Annotated in this window: 13 protein-coding genes; 5 read left to right on the forward strand and 8 right to left on the reverse strand. The window is 37.7% G+C overall.

What is annotated here, in order from left to right; genetic code table 11:
- The first annotated feature begins 55 nt into the window (after positions 1-55).
- The 4 genes from secA to pyrC all read left to right on the forward strand — a co-directional run bounded on the left by secA (position 56) and on the right by pyrC (position 6,634).
- Positions 56-2,755 carry a preprotein translocase subunit SecA gene (gene secA / locus MS2017_RS00095; protein ID WP_164707539.1) on the forward strand — a complete coding sequence of 900 codons (2,700 nt, stop codon included), beginning with the start codon at positions 56-58 and terminating at the stop codon, positions 2,753-2,755.
- On the forward strand, positions 2,748-3,833 hold the full coding sequence (locus tag MS2017_RS00100) for an anhydro-N-acetylmuramic acid kinase (protein WP_122950867.1): 1,086 nt from the start codon (positions 2,748-2,750) through the stop codon (positions 3,831-3,833). The genes secA and MS2017_RS00100 overlap by 8 nt, the downstream gene beginning before the upstream one ends.
- A complete protein-coding gene (locus MS2017_RS00105; RefSeq protein WP_122950868.1) occupies positions 3,827-5,461 on the forward strand; it encodes an RNA-binding domain-containing protein in 1,635 nt (544 codons plus the stop codon). Before MS2017_RS00100 ends, MS2017_RS00105 begins: the two co-directional genes overlap by 7 nt.
- Positions 5,462-5,587: 126 nt before the next feature.
- On the forward strand, positions 5,588-6,634 hold the full coding sequence (pyrC, locus tag MS2017_RS00110; RefSeq protein ID WP_122950869.1) for a dihydroorotase: 1,047 nt from the start codon (positions 5,588-5,590) through the stop codon (positions 6,632-6,634).
- 625 nt (positions 6,635-7,259) lie between these two features.
- Here the strand turns inward: pyrC and MS2017_RS11750 are convergent.
- A complete protein-coding gene (locus MS2017_RS11750; protein ID WP_277424489.1) occupies positions 7,260-7,391 on the reverse strand; it encodes a hypothetical protein in 132 nt (43 codons plus the stop codon).
- A gap of 57 nt (positions 7,392-7,448) precedes the next feature.
- Between MS2017_RS11750 and MS2017_RS00125 the strand changes: the two genes are divergently transcribed.
- The gene (locus MS2017_RS00125; RefSeq protein WP_122950872.1) at positions 7,449-11,246 is read left to right on the forward strand and encodes a cadherin repeat domain-containing protein; all 3,798 of its coding nucleotides are present in this window, start codon (positions 7,449-7,451) and stop codon (positions 11,244-11,246) included.
- 334 nt (positions 11,247-11,580) lie between these two features.
- Here MS2017_RS00125 and MS2017_RS00130 read toward each other — a convergent pair whose 3' ends face one another.
- The 7 genes from MS2017_RS00130 to ribF form a co-directional block, all read right to left on the reverse strand.
- Positions 11,581-12,324 carry a hypothetical protein gene (locus MS2017_RS00130; protein WP_122950873.1) on the reverse strand — a complete coding sequence of 248 codons (744 nt, stop codon included), beginning with the start codon at positions 12,322-12,324 and terminating at the stop codon, positions 11,581-11,583.
- A gap of 4 nt (positions 12,325-12,328) precedes the next feature.
- Positions 12,329-14,425 carry an ATP-binding protein gene (locus MS2017_RS00135; protein ID WP_122950874.1) on the reverse strand — a complete coding sequence of 699 codons (2,097 nt, stop codon included), beginning with the start codon at positions 14,423-14,425 and terminating at the stop codon, positions 12,329-12,331.
- 4 nt (positions 14,426-14,429) lie between these two features.
- Complete coding sequence (locus tag MS2017_RS00140; RefSeq protein WP_122950875.1) at positions 14,430-15,647, reverse strand: DNA cytosine methyltransferase; 1,218 nt, start codon at positions 15,645-15,647, stop codon at positions 14,430-14,432.
- 281 nt (positions 15,648-15,928) lie between these two features.
- Positions 15,929-16,615 (reverse strand): hypothetical protein, encoded by a 687-nt coding sequence (locus MS2017_RS00145; protein ID WP_122950876.1) that lies wholly within the window; start codon positions 16,613-16,615, stop codon positions 15,929-15,931.
- 348 nt (positions 16,616-16,963) lie between these two features.
- Complete coding sequence (locus MS2017_RS00150) at positions 16,964-17,728, reverse strand: ion transporter (RefSeq protein ID WP_122950877.1); 765 nt, start codon at positions 17,726-17,728, stop codon at positions 16,964-16,966.
- Positions 17,728-18,132, reverse strand: a complete 405-nt coding sequence (arfB, locus tag MS2017_RS00155) for an alternative ribosome rescue aminoacyl-tRNA hydrolase ArfB (protein WP_241156941.1) — start codon at positions 18,130-18,132, stop codon at positions 17,728-17,730. Before arfB ends, MS2017_RS00150 begins: the two co-directional genes overlap by 1 nt.
- Positions 18,110-19,021, reverse strand: coding sequence for a bifunctional riboflavin kinase/FAD synthetase (ribF, locus tag MS2017_RS00160; protein WP_122950878.1), 912 nt, complete (start codon positions 19,019-19,021; stop codon positions 18,110-18,112). Before ribF ends, arfB begins: the two co-directional genes overlap by 23 nt.

Genomic DNA, 19,021 nt, shown 5'->3' on the forward strand with positions numbered 1-19,021 from the left:
ATAACATCTGCGAGTAAAATGGAGCCACTTTTAAAATCATATTTCAATAAATTTAATGAATATTATAAATAAATTGGCAGCCAAGGTTGTTGGCTCTCGCAATGACCGATTGGTAAAAAAACTGACTAAAACAGTTGCAAGCGTTAATGCATTTGAGCCCGCATTGCAAGCACTAGATGACAAAATGCTCAGTGCCAAAACACAAGAATTCAAACAAAAAGTTGAAAACCAAGAAACATTAGATTCTTTATTGCCAGAAGCCTTTGCAGTTGTGCGTGAGGCCAGCGTTAGAGTTTTAGAACTTAGGCATCATGATGTGCAAATGATTGGTGGCATGGTATTACACAACGGCAACATTGCAGAAATGGGTACAGGTGAAGGTAAAACTTTGGTGGCAACACTTCCGGCTTATCTCAATGCATTAACCGGTAAAGGTGTTCATATTGTTACTGTGAATGATTATTTAGCAGTGCGTGATGCTCAGTGGATGGGCAAAGTATTTGAGTTTTTAGGGTTGAGCGTTGGTATTGTTACTTCAAATATGCCACCAGAAGACAAAAAAGATGCTTACAACTGCGACATTGTTTATGCCACTAATAACGAGTTAGGTTTTGATTATTTAAGAGACAATATGGCGTTTACCACTGAGCAAAAAGTGCAACGCAGCCCTAACTTTGCTATTATTGACGAAGTTGACTCTATTTTGATTGATGAGGCGAGAACGCCGCTCATTATTTCTGGGCCAGCAGATGATTATGCTGAGATTTATCAAGCAACCAACCAAATGATTCCAAGTTTTACTGAGCAAATCGAAACTGGCGAAGGCAAAGAAGTGGTGGTTGAAAAGGCTGGCGATTACACAATTGACGAGAAAAACAAGCAAGTGTTTTTAACCGACGATGGACACAATAAGGCAGAAGAACTGCTAATCAATGCGGGCGTTTTGCCAGAAGGTGCGAGTTTGTATGATGCCAGCAATATTTTATTGATGCAACATATTAATTCGGCGTTGCGTGCCCATATGTTGTTTCATAAAGACGATCATTATATTGTGAATGACGATGAAGTTGTTATTGTTGATGAATTTACAGGGAGAACCATGCCGGGGCGTCGCTGGTCTGAAGGTTTGCATCAGGCGATTGAAGCCAAAGAAGGTGTGAGCATTAAAAAAGAAAACCAAACACTGGCATCCATTACTTTCCAAAATTATTTTAGATTGTATGGCAAACTCTCAGGTATGACCGGTACAGCAGATACTGAGGCGGTTGAATTTCAAGCAATTTATAATTTAGAAACCACAGTTGTCCCGTCAAATAAGCCCTCTGCACGAAACGATATGTCCGACCAAATTTATTTAACTTTGGGTGAAAAATTAGAAGCAATCGCCAAAGATGTAGAAAATTGTCAAAAGATAGGACAACCCGTTTTAGTCGGCACCAGTAGCATTGAAAACTCTGAGGCAATCTCAGAATTACTCACCAGTAAAAAAATTAAACACGAAGTTTTGAACGCTAAACAGCATGAGCGTGAAGCGCAAATTATTGCCAATGCAGGTAGTATTGGCGCAGTGACTATTGCCACCAATATGGCAGGACGAGGCACAGATATTGTACTGGGCGGTAAGTTAGAAGGAGAAACAACAGATAAGCAAAAAGCCGATTGGCAAGTGCAACATGATGAAGTTATTAAAGCAGGCGGATTGCATATTGTCGGCACCGAACGCAATGAATCACGCCGTGTAGATAATCAATTACGCGGTCGCTCAGGCCGTCAAGGTGATGTCGGCTCAACCCGTTTTTACCTGTCGTTAGAAGATGATTTAATGCGTATTTTTGCCAGTGAAAAAATGGCAACAATGATGCAACGACTGGGCATGGAAAAAGGCGAAGCAATTGAACATAAAATGGTCAATCGTGCCATTGAAAACGCACAGAAAAAAGTCGAAGGTATGCATTATGATTCCCGCAAACATCTCTTAGAATATGATGATGTATCCAATGACCAGCGTAAAGTTGTGTATGGATTGCGTGATGAACTGATGAGCGTTGACAATGTGCAAGATAGATTTATTGCCATGCGCAAAACCGTTATCAGCAACTTGTTCAGCAATTATATTTCGACTGCACAAACCGAAGAAGACTGGGATATTGAAGGCTTACACCACGCCCTACAATCAGATTATGCCGCAGATTTCCCTATACAAGAATGGTTGGATGAAGGCGTAGATGTAGATGAATTAGAATCCAGAGTTGAGCAAGGCTTGACACAGATTTTTACTTACAAGGAAGGAATTATTGGCAGCAAACAGATGCGTGATTTTGAAAAAGCAGTCATGCTACAAACTTTAGATCACTTCTGGAAGGAGCATTTAGCCGCCATGGATTACTTACGCCAAAGCATCAATTTGCGTGGCTACGCACAAAAAAATCCAACTCAAGAATACAAGCGCGAATCCTTCATCATGTTCACAGCACTCCTAGACACCATTGACCTTGAAATTGTTAAAGCACTTTCAAGCGTTACCCTGAATGCAGAAAGTAGCGCCGACGACATCGAGCAACAAAATAACGAAGAAGCCTCAGCAACCCACGACACCCTCCTAGAAGAGCCCATCCAGCCCCAAGAAGTCATCACTACAAACAACGAAACCGACGACAACCACCCACAAACCTATCAACGCATTGGCGCAAAAGTAGGCCGCAACGACCCATGTCCTTGTGGCTCTGGCAAAAAATACAAAAATTGCCATGGCTAACCCCCCCAATTATTATATTGGACTTATGTCAGGCACCAGCATGGACGGTGTTGATGGCGTTATTGTTGATGAATTGGGTAAAAAAATATTGACCCAATCGCATTTGCCCTATCCCGATAAGTTAAAACAAAACCTGTTAAAACTTACCCAAAATTCAACTACTTCATTGGCAAATCTTGCCCAGATTGATATTGAAGTGGCACACTGTTTTGCCAATGTGGCAAATACTTTGTTACAACAATTAAAACTTAGCGCTACAAGCGTTCAAGCAATTGGCTCACATGGGCAAACTATTTTCCACCAAGGCGGCGTTTACTCAATGCAAATTGGACACGGCGCTTTGATTGCTGAGCAAACAGGTATTACCACAGTGGCTGATTTTCGCATGCAAGATGTGGCTGCCGGCGGGCAAGGTGCGCCACTTACGCCGTTTTATCATCAACATTTGTTAGATGAAAAAGACGGCGTTGTCATTAATTTAGGTGGTATCGCCAATACCACCATTGTCAAAAACAATCAAGTTATCGGATTTGACACAGGTCCTGCCAACACCCTGCTAGACAACTGGATAAAACAGCATAAAAATCTAGATTACGACCGTGATGGACTTTGGTCACGCACTGGCTCGGTGGACAAAACTTTATTAACTGCAATGCTTGCTGATGATTATTTTCAACAATCACACCCAAAAAGCACAGGTCCAGAATATTTTAATTTAAACTGGTTATCACGCTACCTAGATGGCGACGAAGCCCCCGAAGATGTGCAAAGAACACTCATGGAGCTAACCGTAATAAGCATTTCCGCAAGCATCCCCATAGGCGCTAATGTGTATTTATGTGGTGGCGGTGTGCATAATTTGTTTTTATTTGAACGCCTAGTGGAACAAAACCCCAACAACAAAGTAACATCAACCAATGATTTAGGCGTATCCGCAGACTATGTAGAAGCCGCCGCATTCGGTTTTTTTGCCCAAAAAACCTTAGCAGGCTCACCCTCAAACCTACCCTCAGTAACAGGCGCTCGCAACACACGCATTTTAGGCGGTATTTATCAACACAAAGGTGAAGTATGCTAAATACATTAAAAACGCTACTTCGCACTAATGCAGAAACTGAAATACTGGAGTTTAAGACTGCTGGGCAAAATTTTGATAAAAACAAATTGGGTAAATATTTTTCCGCATTAAGTAATGAAGCAAATCTTGCTAATAAAGAGTGTGCATGGTTGATTCTTGGCATTGATGATGAACACCATATTTCTGGCACAAAAATTACGGATAGCACTTTAAATGAATATAAGCAGGAGATTGCAAATAACACCTCTCCAACATCCAATTTTATAAACACCCGTCGTGTTAATATCGAGGGAAAACAGGTGTTAATGTTGCAAATTCCTCCTGCACCAAAAGGTATGCCAGTTGATTGGAAGGGGCATTGTTATGGTAGAGATGGCTCAAGTTTAAGTGCATTAAACAACCAAGAAAGGGAGCGCATTAGGCTGCAAAATTATGTGCCTGATTGGGGTGAAGAAGTTGTTGAGCGCGCTACAATTGACGACCTTTCTGTTGAGGCAATCAGCGAAGCAAGAAAACAATTTAAGGTTAAAAACCCAACGCTGGAAATAGAAAAATGGGACGACATAAAGTTTTTAAACAAAGCCAAAATCACCTCCCAAGGAAAAATCACCAACACGGCTATATTGTTACTTGGAAAGCCAGAATCTGAACACCTTATTAGCCCTGCCGTAGGAAAAATCACTTGGATACTAAAAGATAGAGACAACATTGAAAAAGATTATGGGCATTTTGGCTGTCCGTTATTACTAAGCGTTAATCAAGTTTATGCCAAAATCAGAAATCTAAAATACCGCTATTTACCCGAAGGTACCTTATTTCCTGATGAAGTAGATCAGTTTGATCCCTTTATCATTCGTGAGGCACTAAATAATTGTATTGCACACCAAGACTACACACTAGGTGGGAAAATCAATTTGGTGGAGCGTGAGGACGGTATTTTGACTTTTGTTAATTCGGGCGCTTTTATTCCCGGATATGTGGAAAAGGTAGTGGCAGCAGATGCACCAGAAACATATTATCGCAATCCATTTTTAACAAGCGCTATGGTTGGTTTAGGTATGATTGACACCATTGGCAGTGGTATTAAAAAAATGTTTGTTTTGCAAAAAAACAAGTTTTTCCCTTTGCCAAGTTATGATTTAGACAACAATCAAGTTAAGGTTAAAATTATTGGCAAAGTAGTTGATGTTGGCTATGCACGCAGACTTGCACAATCGAAAAATGAGCTAACTTTGCAAGACATTATTTTGTTGGATAAAGTGGCAAAAGGCACACCTTTGCTGAATGCTGAAATTAAAATGCTAAGGAGTAAGAAACTGATTGAAGGGCGCAAACCCAATTTCCATATTTCATCTTTTATTGCAGAATCAATAGGAGAAAAACCTTCTTATATTAAGCACAAGGGCATTGATAATGAATATTGTCAAAAAATGATACTTGATTTTTTAAGGAAATTTGGAAGCGGAAATCGGAAAGATTTTGAAGAGATGCTTTTGGATAAGTTGCCTGATGTATTAAATCCGCAGCAGAAAAGGAACAAGGTCCGAAACAACTTACAAAGTTTGAAAAAGCAAAAGAAGATAAGTCCTTTTGGCAAACTATGGAAGATGTCTAACTCTAAAAATTAGACATTTTTTAGACATTTTTTAGACATTTTTTAGACATTATTTTATTAAAAACATAACTAAAACAATAACTTAAGAAAATATCTAAAGAATAAAAATAAATTTAATCACACAGGTTTTAAGTAAAAAATGCAAAAACACATAACTCAAATTACCCTCATTAAACCAGACGACTGGCACCTGCATGTACGCTCAGGCGCAGCATTAAAATCAATCGTCGGTATGACGGCAGCTCAAATGGGCAGAGCCATCATCATGCCCAATCTAAACCCACCCGTATCCAATGCCACCCAAGCACACGCTTATCGACAGGAAATCTTATCCGCCTTGCCAAAAGACAGCGAATTTAACCCGCTAATGGTTCTATATTTAACCGACAACACCACACCTAAAGACATTCAAGAGGCACTCGATAATAATGTTGTAGCCGCCAAGTTATACCCCGCAGGCGCAACGACTAATTCGGACAATGGCGTAACCAATATCACCAAACTTTACCCAACACTGGTATACATGCAAAAACTTGGTATGCCCCTTTTGCTACATGGTGAAGTAACCCGAAGCGATGTAGATATTTTTGACCGTGAAGCCGTATTTATTGATGAAATATTAAGCCAAGTGGTACACGATTTTCCTGAATTAAAAATCGTTTTCGAGCACATTACCACCAAAGAAGCCGTTGATTTTGTCCTAGCCAGTCATGACAAAATCGCCGCAACCATCACCCCCCATCATTTATTAGCCAATAGAAACGATATGCTAGTAGGCGGTATTAAGCCCCATTATTTTTGCCTGCCCATTCTAAAGCGCAAAAATCCACACCAATCCGCACTATTAGCCGCTGCCACCAGCGGCAATGCTAAATTTTTCCTTGGCACTGATTCCGCACCACACGCCACAACTGACAAAGAATCCGCTTGTGGTTGCGCTGGCATTTTTACCGCCCATTGCGCCATTGAGTTATATGCCACAGTTTTTGAACGCCAAAATGCCCTACATAAATTAGAAAACTTCGCCTCTAAATTCGGCGCAGACTTCTATAACCTGCCTCATAACACACAAACCATCACACTCCACAAGCAAGACTGGGTCATACCCGCCAATTACCCCTTCGCCAACAGCACTATCGTACCATTTATGGCAACCAAAACACTCAGTTGGAAGCAACTAGATTAGAGGCGTAACCCCAGTAAAAACAATCCTAAGGCACCAATATACCACACATCGAAATTTAACAAATTCAAACCACCCCTTCCATTTCTTTGCCCTAATTGTGAGACCCTGCTTTAAGCACGGGTGTTGAATAAAAGTTGGCCTTTGGTTAATATTTATGTCTAAATGTAGGGCTTTAATTATCACCATGTTTTTATTGCTCAATTTATCCGTCCCACGCACAGCGTAGAGATGACAGGCAGAAACTGTGTTAAGAAAATTAAATAACAAAAGAAAGGCACGGTCATTAATTTTTATGACATAATTGCTCACTTAAGTTGAAATACGGTTACAAGTTAAGACTTTTGCATAAATATGGATTCTTGATGATTATTTATGTTTATGCAAGGGTCTCAAATTATAAAATATTCATGAACACAATTATACTTTACACCACATCATGCCGCAATTTAGAAACATCTGGATTTAATTCAAACCGAACAAACCCTCATTTCTTTGTCTTAACTATCAGTCTCGTTAACCGAGGTTTTTTTGCTTTTTTTACAATTGTTGAAAAAAATATTTTCACATTTATTTTCACCTCTTCACTATATATCGAAAACTTTTCCCATGCATTGCAAAAATTCTTCTATGCATCAAATTTTTTTATACATACCAAAAAAAATTCCAAACATTTGTCTCTTGCTATCAATTCATCCTCGACCAAACAGGCTAATTCTGCCACATTACCACTCGCTACGACGCCACTTTTATTCGCCATTATTTAGCAACAAAAATAACAAAAAATAACCACAAATCATCAAATTAGGAATTTATTATGAACACACTTAATCGCTTTATTATTGCCACTTTATTGGTTTTATTTGCCTCACAAGCCTTTGCCGATCGACCCAAGGTTCTCAATATTGAGAGAACAGCTTTAAAGACGCTTACCATTATGCATGACCAGCCCGTTAAGGATTTTACTTCGATGTCTCAGTATTACTTACACATGGAAGCCAATGAAAAAGTTTATGTAGGCTATGTGCCAGGCAAAGGCCCCGTTCCATATCGAACGGTAACCGCTGTCAATCCAGATGAGAACGGTTTTTCCGCTATTTGGAATATGGATGTAGAGGAATTTGTTGATATGGATAATGCCGATATATTGACTGCCGATATAATGACTGTATATAGTTCGTACTGGGGTAATAGTGCGAGAGAGTATATAAGCGATCTTTTTGTAGATTATGGTCGTTATCATTTTCCTGATTTTTCTCTTTGTCATCAAAATTGCATTAGAATGCTATCCTATGGTGAGTTTAATGTCGACGAAGGCGCCGACCTTGTTCACACCCTTGTCGCCAATAATATCAACGCTACTTTTAGTATTGTCGAAAATACCAATAACAGCAGTTTATTCACCCTCAACAACAACACCCTAACCTTCGATGGCTCTGGCATAGATTATGAAACTGACGCAAAATCCTACTCCGTTCAAATCAAAGCCACCATAGGCAATGCAAGCAACAAAAATGTCAAGCAAACCATTACCGTTACCATTGACAATGTTTTTGAAAACACCATTGTTATTGCTGACCAAACCCGATTTATTAGCGAAAACATGCCTATAGGCGACACAATCGGTAACCCCCTAATCGTTGGAGGTGAAATAACATCTTTTGTCGTTGGCGCTTTCAGAGAAAAGAACAGTTCTAAGAAAATAGACCGGGTAAAAAACTTAGACATCTCTAAATTTGCAATTAGCAACGGAGGGCAACTTCGAGTAGCAAAAGCAATAGACTATGATAATATGCAACCTTTTATAGTAGTTACAGAAAATTCTGACAAAAAGTATGTTATTCCAGTCAGTGTTAGAGGCCCTGATGCAGAAGACAAGACCGCTCAAATTACTATTTTCGTCAAGAATATTTTTGAAAACACTATTGGCATCAACAACCAAACCCGATCTGTTGACGAAAACTCAGTCGTAGACACCAAAATCGGCAACACCCTGCAAACCACAGGAGAAGTAACATTCTTCAGTATTGTCGCTGGTAACACAGGCGATGTATTTAAAATCGACAACAGTGGACAAATTCGAGTAGCAAAAGCAGAACTAGACTACGAAACTCTATCAAGTTACAGTCTCACAATCGAAATTACTGGCAATGATGCAGCAAGCAAAACCGCCAAAATTACCATTAATATTGGCGATGTTGACGATATCAGCATCTATAACCAAGCCCGAATCGTCGACGAAAACGCAATTGTTGGCACCCCAATCGGCGACCCCCTAGTTGCCTCGGGCGCAATAACAAACTTCAACATCGTTGGAGGCGACAGCAACTTCTTTAAAATTGACAACACAGGGCAAATCCGAGTCAAAAACCTAGGCCTAGACTACGAAACTGCACAAGATTACACCCTCATTGTCGAAATTAGAGGTACTAATACAGACAATAAAACCGCTCAAATAGCCATCACCATTGTTGATCTTGATGATACTGCCCCTACCAACATCTCCCTAAGCAATAAATCTATTGTACTCGGTGCGCCCATTGGTACCGTTATAGGCACTTTGTCCGCAACCGACATAGACTCAGATAATGACAGCCTAGTCTTTAGTGTTGTTGATAGTGATTTTGAAATTACTGGTAATAAACTAAAAATCAACAAAGTTACCAGTGAGGCGCATGAACTCTCAGTTGACATCACTGCCACAGACAGCGCTAAAAACGCCGATACAAAAACATTCGTTATTGCTACAACTACCAACACCACTAGTGTCAGCATCACTAGTGCCGACATCACTAATACCAACATCAGTGTTGATGAAAATATGACTGGCACAGTCCTTGCCATTACCACCAATGTTACTGACCAAACGCAAAGCCTAACTTACGAAATCTCAGGTAATGACCAAGACAAGTTCAACCTTAATGGCAACATCCTTACCTTTAAAAGTCCACCCAATTACGAAGATAGAGCTTCTTACAGCCTAATTTTGAAAGTCAGTAACACCAATTTTTCCACCGAAAAAAACATCACTATCGCCATCAATAACATCAACGAAAACAACCTCATTATCAACGATCAAAACATTGGCATCAATAAAGATATATCTGTAGATGCCGACATTATCAATGTAGGTGCCACTGCCACAAGACAAATAACCTATTCTATTGCTGAAGGTAATGACGACGGCTTCTTTAAAATCAATAACGAAGGGGCGATCCAACTAGCAAAAAGCTTGGCACAGGGGCTCACCTCAATCTACACCCTCGTAGTCACAGCCACAATCACTGGTGACGACGCAGAAGAAAAAACTGCCACAATTACTATTGCTATCAACAATGATAATGCCTCAATCGCTATTTCTTTAACCAACAGTAGCATTGCAATCGGTGTGGCTATTGGCGATGTTGTTGGCACCTTGTCTGCAACCAATATAGATGGCAATTTAACCTACAGCATCGAAAAAAATGACTATTTTAAAATTTCTGGCAACAAGTTAAAAATCAACTTTAATAGCGACACTGTAAGCGAATACCCCATTAATATCACCGTCAATAATGGCACTATAAGCCAAGTCAAAAGTTTTAGAATTATGGTTATCAGCGCACCAATTATTAGTCAATTCACCGTAACCCAAGGTGGTAACAAAGGTCAGTTAATTAGTAAAAATGGCGGTAATGTTACCGTCAGCGCTATAATAAGCGTAGGGACTTATGCTTGGAGCAGTTCCAGTTTTTTTAATATAAATACTAACGATAGCGCGACTTTTGTTTTTAACCCCAGTTTTCTGGATGTTGGTACCAAAACCATTAAATTAAAGATTACAGATGGTAATTTGTCATCAACAAGAGTTTTGAAACTTAAACTAGTTGAAAGTCATCCTGTCGATTGGGCTGATGAAAATAGCAACGGTGTTTCTGATAACAAAGAATCAGAAAGCAGCAACAACCAACTGCCCGCAGGAACAAATAAAAAAATCACCAGCCTAGCAGGCACCAGACTATTATTAGGCATCATGGGTAAAGATTCTGGGCACTTAACCTTTGCTCAAATGGAACAGTATAGAGCAGATAATGGCATGAGCGATATCACCAAAGATACACCAGCCACTGGCGATATTTACGACTATGTCGTCGAAGGCTTAAACGCCACTGGTAGCTCCGCTAAAGTGATTATCGAACTTGCTAATCCTCTCCCCGCAGGTGCAGAGTTGCGCAAATATTCGTTAACAACCAATAGTTGGTCTAGTTTTGTGGTTAACGCCAGCAATGTAATTGCATCCAAAAAAAGCACAACTTGCACTGATAATGTCGTTTGGCAAACCAAGTTAACCCGAGGTGCAACCTGCCTTAAACTCACCATCAAAGACGGCGGTGAAAACGACACCGACGGCGATCAATTCAACAACACCGGCCAAGCCAACGGCGTCATTGAAAGCACCATTGCAATAGCAACCTCTGTTGTCAATAATGTCGATGACAGTAGTGCCGATAATAACAGTGGCGGCGGTTGTGTTTACAACCCCAATGCACCCGCTAGATTTGATATAGGCTTTATTTTATTGATGATATTAGGTACTTATTATCTGATCAGAAGAAAACGCCGTTTTATTCGTTAAGTTTTTAACGGGTAAATAAAAAAAAGTCGTTATCTTAGTGGCCTTTTTGTTTGGGCTCTGGTTTATTTTTTTTTGCTAAATTTACAGGTGCTATTGCTCATATCGCCAGCAAAATCTTAATAACTATTTGATTTGTATTGTTATGTTTGGTTTGTCGCTAATCTTCGGTTGTTTTAAAGATAGACTCTACGATAGCCCTGCATGTATTTTATAGTTTCGACTTTTTTTAAACAAACATTCCTATGGTATAGAAATAAGGGGTATCGTGGGGATAATTTGGATATGTTGCCCAATGTGGACTATCTAAACAATTTGGGAATGAAGAAAGGCGAACTTAAATTTTTCCTTTTAAACCTGTAACCTCTTCTAAAAAATCTAGTAAATTTTTAGTTGGCGGACTCCCATGTGCAAATTTATTTCTTAGTTTCCTTACATCGTTAAGTTTTTTATCTAAGTTGCCACCAAACGCTAATTTATATGATTGAATTTTCTTTTGAAAAGTAGAATTTTCTATGTCTTTTAACGACTTGTTGTTTAATTTTGAAGCAATGCTTGCAAAATTTTTTTGTATTTTTTCATAAATTAAGTTTTCAACTTCAATGGCTTCACGGATAATGACATTTCTTAATATTTCTTGATGGGCTTGTTTCGTTATCTCTACTGCATTTTCATGTAAAAGCGAAGTTTTGTCTTTATCTTTTGCCTCCTTTTTAATTGTCGGGTTATTTTTAAAATCAAGATATCTAAAAAAAGTATTTTCGTCAAATTCATCTGGAAAGCTGGTGTTGGCAATAATAGTAATATCTTTGCCGTCATCAATGAAACTTTCAATGATAGATGCTAGCGTTGATAATGCAGTTTTATTATTTTTTATTGTGATTATCCCCAAGTTCTCTAAATGCAAATCCAAAGAGATGTATTTAAGGTTTTTGAATGGCAGTTTTTCTTTAGCATCACCTCTAGTAGGTAAAAAATTTTCACCATCAGAATAAAAACAACGAACATGCTGATTTTGGAAATCTGAGTAAGTCTCTTTTATTTCCTCAAATTTATCATCTATAAATAAAATATCATACATTGTACTATTTCCTAAATATCAATTTAACAATTGCACCATCTTTAAATTCTTTTGGCAAATCTCCTGCTTCAAGGTTGCCTTCAGTCAGTAGCCCCTCATGTGCTTCCATTATTTTATCTGCCAAATGCAAACCGATACCCATAGAGCTATCGTCATTCCTTCCAGTTATAAAAGCAGTGATTGCAATGTCAAAATCAATAGTAAAGCCCTTTCCGTTATCTGCCACCAGCAAATGAATTTGCTTGTCTTTTTCATAACTCTTGATTAATATTTTTTTATTTTGGATGCGCTGGTAGTCTAGCCAATAAATTGCATTATCAAATAGGTTATTCAGCACGCCAATGATCAAATTTCTCTTAACTGGAACGCTTAGGTCTTCTGTTAAATCGGTGATTACTTCTATTTTATGAAACGCAAATCTAGCGCTAACATTAAAAATTGACTTATTTACAATTTCATCAATACCAACAATTGAGGTTTTTTTATCCACCCTCAAAGTATCTTTATAAGCGTCAAGTGTTGTTTGTAAGTACTTTGCAATTTCTGGAACTTTAGCCCAGTTTTTATCTTTGATGTTTGAATTTAGATTACTAATTACTTTGTCTAATTCGTGAACAACAATTGACAAACTAACACCTGCATTTGCAGCATTCATAAAAATATTTTTTGCCTCGGAAAAGTCTTTTGAAAACTTTTGAAGTTTATTTGTAATTTTTTCTTTTGCCTCTTCGCTTAAATTTGAATTGACAATAGTTTGCCTCATGTCTTCTACCTTCCCTTCGATACTCACCCTATCTTCAGGTTTAGACAAATATGTTTTTATAATTTTTTGCTTATCATTTTCACGAAAAATATTAACAACCCTTAATATTTCATTTAACGCATTGTTCAGTCCGTCAAGGGCTGCATTGTTAACAAACCCCTCTCTGTTTGTTTTTTCAATAAGTCCAGTACTCTCTTTCCTGCTTAGTCTAATTGAAGCTAATATTTGATTAGAACTAATTTGTCCACTTGTTCTTTGAACTCTTCTCGCATCTAGATTTAAAATATCATGCCCAGGTTCGCCATAATTAAAAACTCTGAAATTATCTCTATACACTCTAATTCCGCCATTAAATTTAATATAATTTTTTGTACTTATCTTTTCTTTGGTATTTAATTGCTCTTGCACTCCCCATAAAATGTTATCAAAATCATAAATTAATCCTGAAAAATTTATCTCCCCAATGTTTAGGCCTTCGTAAATCTCTAATTCGTTATCAAAATCAAGTACTTTTTGTTTTTTACCTAAGGTGTTTTTTAAGAGATTAATATCATCGGGCAAACTTATCTTTCTTGCGTCAACTTTATCCAACCCTAGCCAAGGTTTGAATTGATAATTAAATTTAGAAATAAAGCCATTGTTAATTGTTATGTTGAAATTAAAAAGAGCATTTTGTTTAATTTTTTCTGCTTGTTCTTTTAAATCATTGTGAAACAACTCATTGTCTTTTTTTAAGATAATATTAAAGTTATTTTGACTGGAGAAAGGTGCGATTAAGTTGGTTAAGTCGCAAGATAACTGTTCTATGTCTTTATCTGCCCACTTCTCCTTTAATTGCTCAATGATAATCTTTGTACCTGATTTACCTTGAATTTCATTTGTTTTGTTTTCCAAAACATCTATTGGTGGCATATCAGATAAAGAAGCAGATTTCTCCAATTCATTCCAATCAATATGCAAATATATCTCCTGATTGTCTGATTTTGTATACAGTGTGATTAAACTTCCTAGCTTATGCGATCCTAGGCGCCCAACGCCTTTTTCACCAATCGGCATCCTATTATATTTCGGCGTCAAAACACCTGTTTGAATATTTTTTTTTGAACTAATGCCCGGTTTAAGCCATACATTTTTAATAGTATTTATGTCCATACCGGAGCCATCGTCTTCAATAGTTATTTGGTCATTTATCACTTCAATTTCTACTTTACTGGCATCGGCATCATAAGCATTTTTAACAAGCTCTGAAACAGCTATTTTTTTATCATGAATAAGCTGCTCCCCCAATAAGGCAATGAGATTGGGAGAAAATTCAAAGTTAAATGCTTTTGGCTTCATAATATTATTGTAATTGTTGCTTAATTTTTAATGCGATTTCTTTTGCCATTAAAGGAGGGACGGCATTTCCAATTTGTTTAAAGGCGGCGGTTCTACCACCTTCAAAATAATAATCATCTGGGAACGATTGTATTCTTGCTGCTTCTCTAACCGAAAGGGAGCGAATTTGTTTTAAATCTGGATAAATATAATGATGTCCGTCTTTTGAAATATGTGCAACCATTGTATGCGACAAACCATTTAAGTCAACAACTTTAAATCTATCTAAAAACGACTTCTCATTTTTGTGTGTTTTGAGGTATTTGGGTAAATCTGGATATTTCAATCTTTCATTTTTATTTAGCCATTTTTTGATTGCAATTTTATAAATCTCTAAATCCCTTTTATTGTGATTTCTAGCAACATGTTGAGAAACAAAATCAATGCCATTTCTAATTTTAAATTGATCTAAGTAGTTATTACCATTGTTAATATAATTAGTGATATTATTTTGCTCACCTGGCTTTAGTCTTTTTAAATCTGACAATATATCTTTAAGTGTATGGTTATGTCGACTAACCTCAAATTCAGGATATTTAAAATTTAGACCTTTTCTCCAGCCAATTAATATAATTCTTTTTCTTGTTTGAAGAACGCCAAAATCCTCAGAATTTTGAATTGTGTAATTCAGTTCATAGCCAATTCTTTTAAAATACGCTTGCATGTTTTTAAAATAACCCCCTTTTCCAGCAGTTACAAGTCCCATAACATTTTCAAAAACAAATACCTTTGGCTGATAATGTTTTAAAAATTTTGCATATTCTTTGTATAAAAAGTTTCTCGGGTCATTGGACATATTGTTTTTATCTCTAGACCTGCCAACTAACGAGTAGGCTTGGCACGGAGGCCCGCCAATAATTAGATCCACTTCTTGGGACTTTAACAATCCATCAATTTTTTTAAAAATTTCTAAATTATTAATAATGTCTGCATTAATAACTGTTTGAGAATGATTTTTATTGTCATGTTTTTTAATAAAACTATTTCGATCTATTTTTCCTAAAATATAATCATTATAGAATTTCATACCGCTGTTTTTTTTGAGCTGATGGTACACAAGTCTTGTCTCTATCGTTTTGCAGGCGTGTGCGTCAATTTCAACATGTGCAATTGGATTGAAGCCAGAGCCAATAAAGCCTTCGGACAGACCTCCAGCCCCCGAGAATAAATCAATAAAATTCATAACGCTTGATTTTACCTTAGTCGCAATATGGTGAAAGGACAATTGAAAACAACATTTTTTACTAGTCTAAAATCTCTTAAATTTTTTGATTTAATTTTATGTTTTCTTGGTGCGCAACCATTGGTCTTGATAATCTAGTATTTCATAGAATTTTCAATTTCGCTTTTGGCAATCCCTGCGTTGATTAGGAGGCTTTCAGTTTTGTAAGAATCTTGCATGAATAATTAACAAAATTTATATTTTTGAATAGCAATTAAAGCTTCACACCACTATTTTTGTCGCTAAAAACGATACGACAAACCCAATGAAACAATAGGATACAATTTAATTTTGCCTGCTTCTTCCTCTAAATCTGCCTTTGCTTTTGCCAAACTGGGGTCAAATAAATGGCAAGCAAGTTCTTTGGTGGGGTTTGCTTCACAAGTTCCTGTTAATTGCACTTTAATAGGGCTTTGCATAACGCCGATGTCAATATCAAGAGACAAAGTATTGTCGCCAATTGGTTCGGAGCCATAGCCGATACCAATATAAGGCGAAAATTTCTTAAAACTTAATTCACCGTTGATGGCAATATCTGCATTGGTAAACTCTGTGCTAGCAATAGTGAGGGTTCCAGTGGATGAATCGGCACTTAAGTTGATTTTATTATCGTTGTAATAAGTGCCAGCACGCAGGCGGAAACCATTGCTAAAGGGGTGGTAGTTGGTAATAATGGAGGCGCTTTTAAAATCAACATCGGCATTGTAATGAACATTATGCTTGGTTAGGGTTTTGTTCGCACTAAATTTATTAACACCAATGCCAATGCTTAGGACTGAGGTAACGGGATAATTGTATTCAATGCCAAAGCCCATTGTTGATGCTTTGGCTGTAATGTGTCCATCGCCTGTTTTTTCTTCTGCCGCCGCAGTGTTAAGTGACAATACTATGGTGACAATGTAGAGGCATGTTTGAATTATTTTTTTCATTTTTATTCCCCAATAAATAGTGCGATGTGAAAGATTATTGTTTAATTGAGGTGTTATTTTTACTTAAGCGCTTAGTGTAATTTATCATGCGCTAATTTTCATTTTGAAACTGTTTAAATGAAAAATGGCAAAACACCTTTTTTTACTTTGAATTGGATATTAAATTAATATTCTACTCGTTTTTTTACCTTGACAGACTTTTTTAAATAGGGGTATTACTTGACACATCAACATAATTTGATTTATAAGGGTGAATGCAGGGTGGTTGCGCTATTTTCTTTGTGTTTTTCCTAGGTTGGCAACGGTCTTTTGGTAAGATTTAAATATCAAAAAAACGCAAAATAAGTGTTATTTTGCCAAACTGTCTAGTTTTCTCTCAATGCGTTTTAGGCGTTCATGCACGCCCTCTTCGTCGCTTTCGTGCTCTTGTTGCATTTTGTCAATGACAATGCCAATCATCATATTTAAAAACACAAAAGCATTAAAGAAAATAAACGACAAATAATACACCCATGACCACGGATGCACAATCATGGTTTCATACATCACATCGGTCCAGTCTTCAAAAGTAACGACTCTGAATAGGGTGAGCATAGAGATGGAAATATCACCCCATAGGACAGGGTTAATGGATTCGAAGATAAAACTGCCGACAGCGGCATACATATAGAATAGGATAAACATCAAGAGTAGTACATAGCCCATTGACGGCAGGGCTTTGAGCAATGCGTTGACCAGTAGGCGTAGTTCGGGAATGGCACTGACTAGGCGCAGGACACGGAAAATGCGGATTAGGCGGGCTAATAGTGCGTATTCGCTTTGATCAATGGGGATTAGGCTAATGGTAACGATGAGGGTGTCGAATATATTCCAAGCGTTGTGAAAAAAGCGTTTTTTGTTGGGGGTGGTGATGAATCTAAGCAAAATTTCGATTAAGAAGAAGACGGTTACGCCCATGTCTAGCACTTCTAATACGAACAAATAATTTGGGTTAAGGTCGTAAGTTTTAACGCCAATGAGTAGGGATGAAAAAATGATAACGCCAATTACGCTAAATTCAAATAATTTGTTATTGTGTAGTTTTAAGAGTGTTTTTTGTAGAGTGTTGAGCATTAGAATCTAACCTTTTTTCGAGTTTGTTTAATTTTTGAGCGTTGTATTTTTTGTTTAATTTGTTTGGCAAGGGCTGCTTTAGAAATTTTGGTTGGTTTTCTGATTTTTGGCACTTTGAATGTTTTGGTTAATAGTAAATTTAAACGCTTTAGTGCTTCTAAGCGGTTTTTTTCTTGCGTGCGAAAATTGTCGGCTTTAATGACGATTATGCCTTCTTTAGACAGGCGTATATCGTTTAATTTAAGTAATTTTTCTTTGTTTTCACTGGTCAAGCTTGAGGCTTTTATGTCAAAGCGCAGATGAATGCCAGTGTTGACTTTGTTGACATTTTGCCCGCCTTTGCCGCGGGAGCGAATGGCGTGTATGGCGACATCATTAGGCTTAAATAAAGTATTTTTTGGCATGACTAACATCAATTTTAATTTGTTTTTTTAAGGTGGCAAAGTCGTCGAAATCTTCCTCTTCTCTGATTTTGTGCTGAAAGGTGGTTTTGACTTTAAGTCCGTAAACTTCACGATTAAAATCAAATAAGAAGACTTCTAGCAGTGTTTTTTTACCGCCGATGATGGGGCGATTGCCAATGCTACATACGCCTTGATAAGAAGTGCCGTCAAGTTCTACTGTTACAGCAAAGATGCCATGGACGGGGCTGATTTTGCGTTTAATAGGGATATTGATGGTTGGGAAGCCAATGGTGCGTCCATTTTTTAACCCATGTGCAACGGTGCCAGTAATGGAGAATGCACGACCGAGCATTGTGGCGGCGGATTGGAGATTGCCTTGTGCTAATAGTGAGCGGATTTCTGAGCTGCTGATACGGGTATTGTTGTGGCAGATGCTGGGTGTGTTTGCCAGGGTAAATCCTTTGGTTTTGGACAGGGTTTGTAAGAGTGCAAAATCGCCTTGCCTGTCTTTGCCAAAATGAAAGTCATCGCCAATTAGGCAATGTTGCATATTGAGTTTATCAAGTAGAATTTTTTGCACAAAATCTAATGCGGTCAATTGAGAAAATGTTTGATTAAAATGCACGATTAGGTGGACATCTAGGCCTAATTCGGATAACAAATGTTGTTTTTCTTTAAAGCTACTGAGTGTTGCTTTTTCGTGACCAAAGAATCGTTGTGGTGTGGGTGAAAATGAAATAAGCACGGCGGGTAAATTCAATTGTTTGGATTTCTTAATCAATTGTGCGAGGATGTTTTGATGGCCAAGATGCACGCCATCGAAGTTGCCGATGGTAACGACAGAGCCTTGGTATTGAGTTAAGTTTTGTAAGCCACGAATAATCTTCAT

Source organism: Bathymodiolus thermophilus thioautotrophic gill symbiont (assembly GCF_003711265.1).
Classification (GTDB): Bacteria; Pseudomonadota; Gammaproteobacteria; order PS1; family Pseudothioglobaceae; genus Thiodubiliella.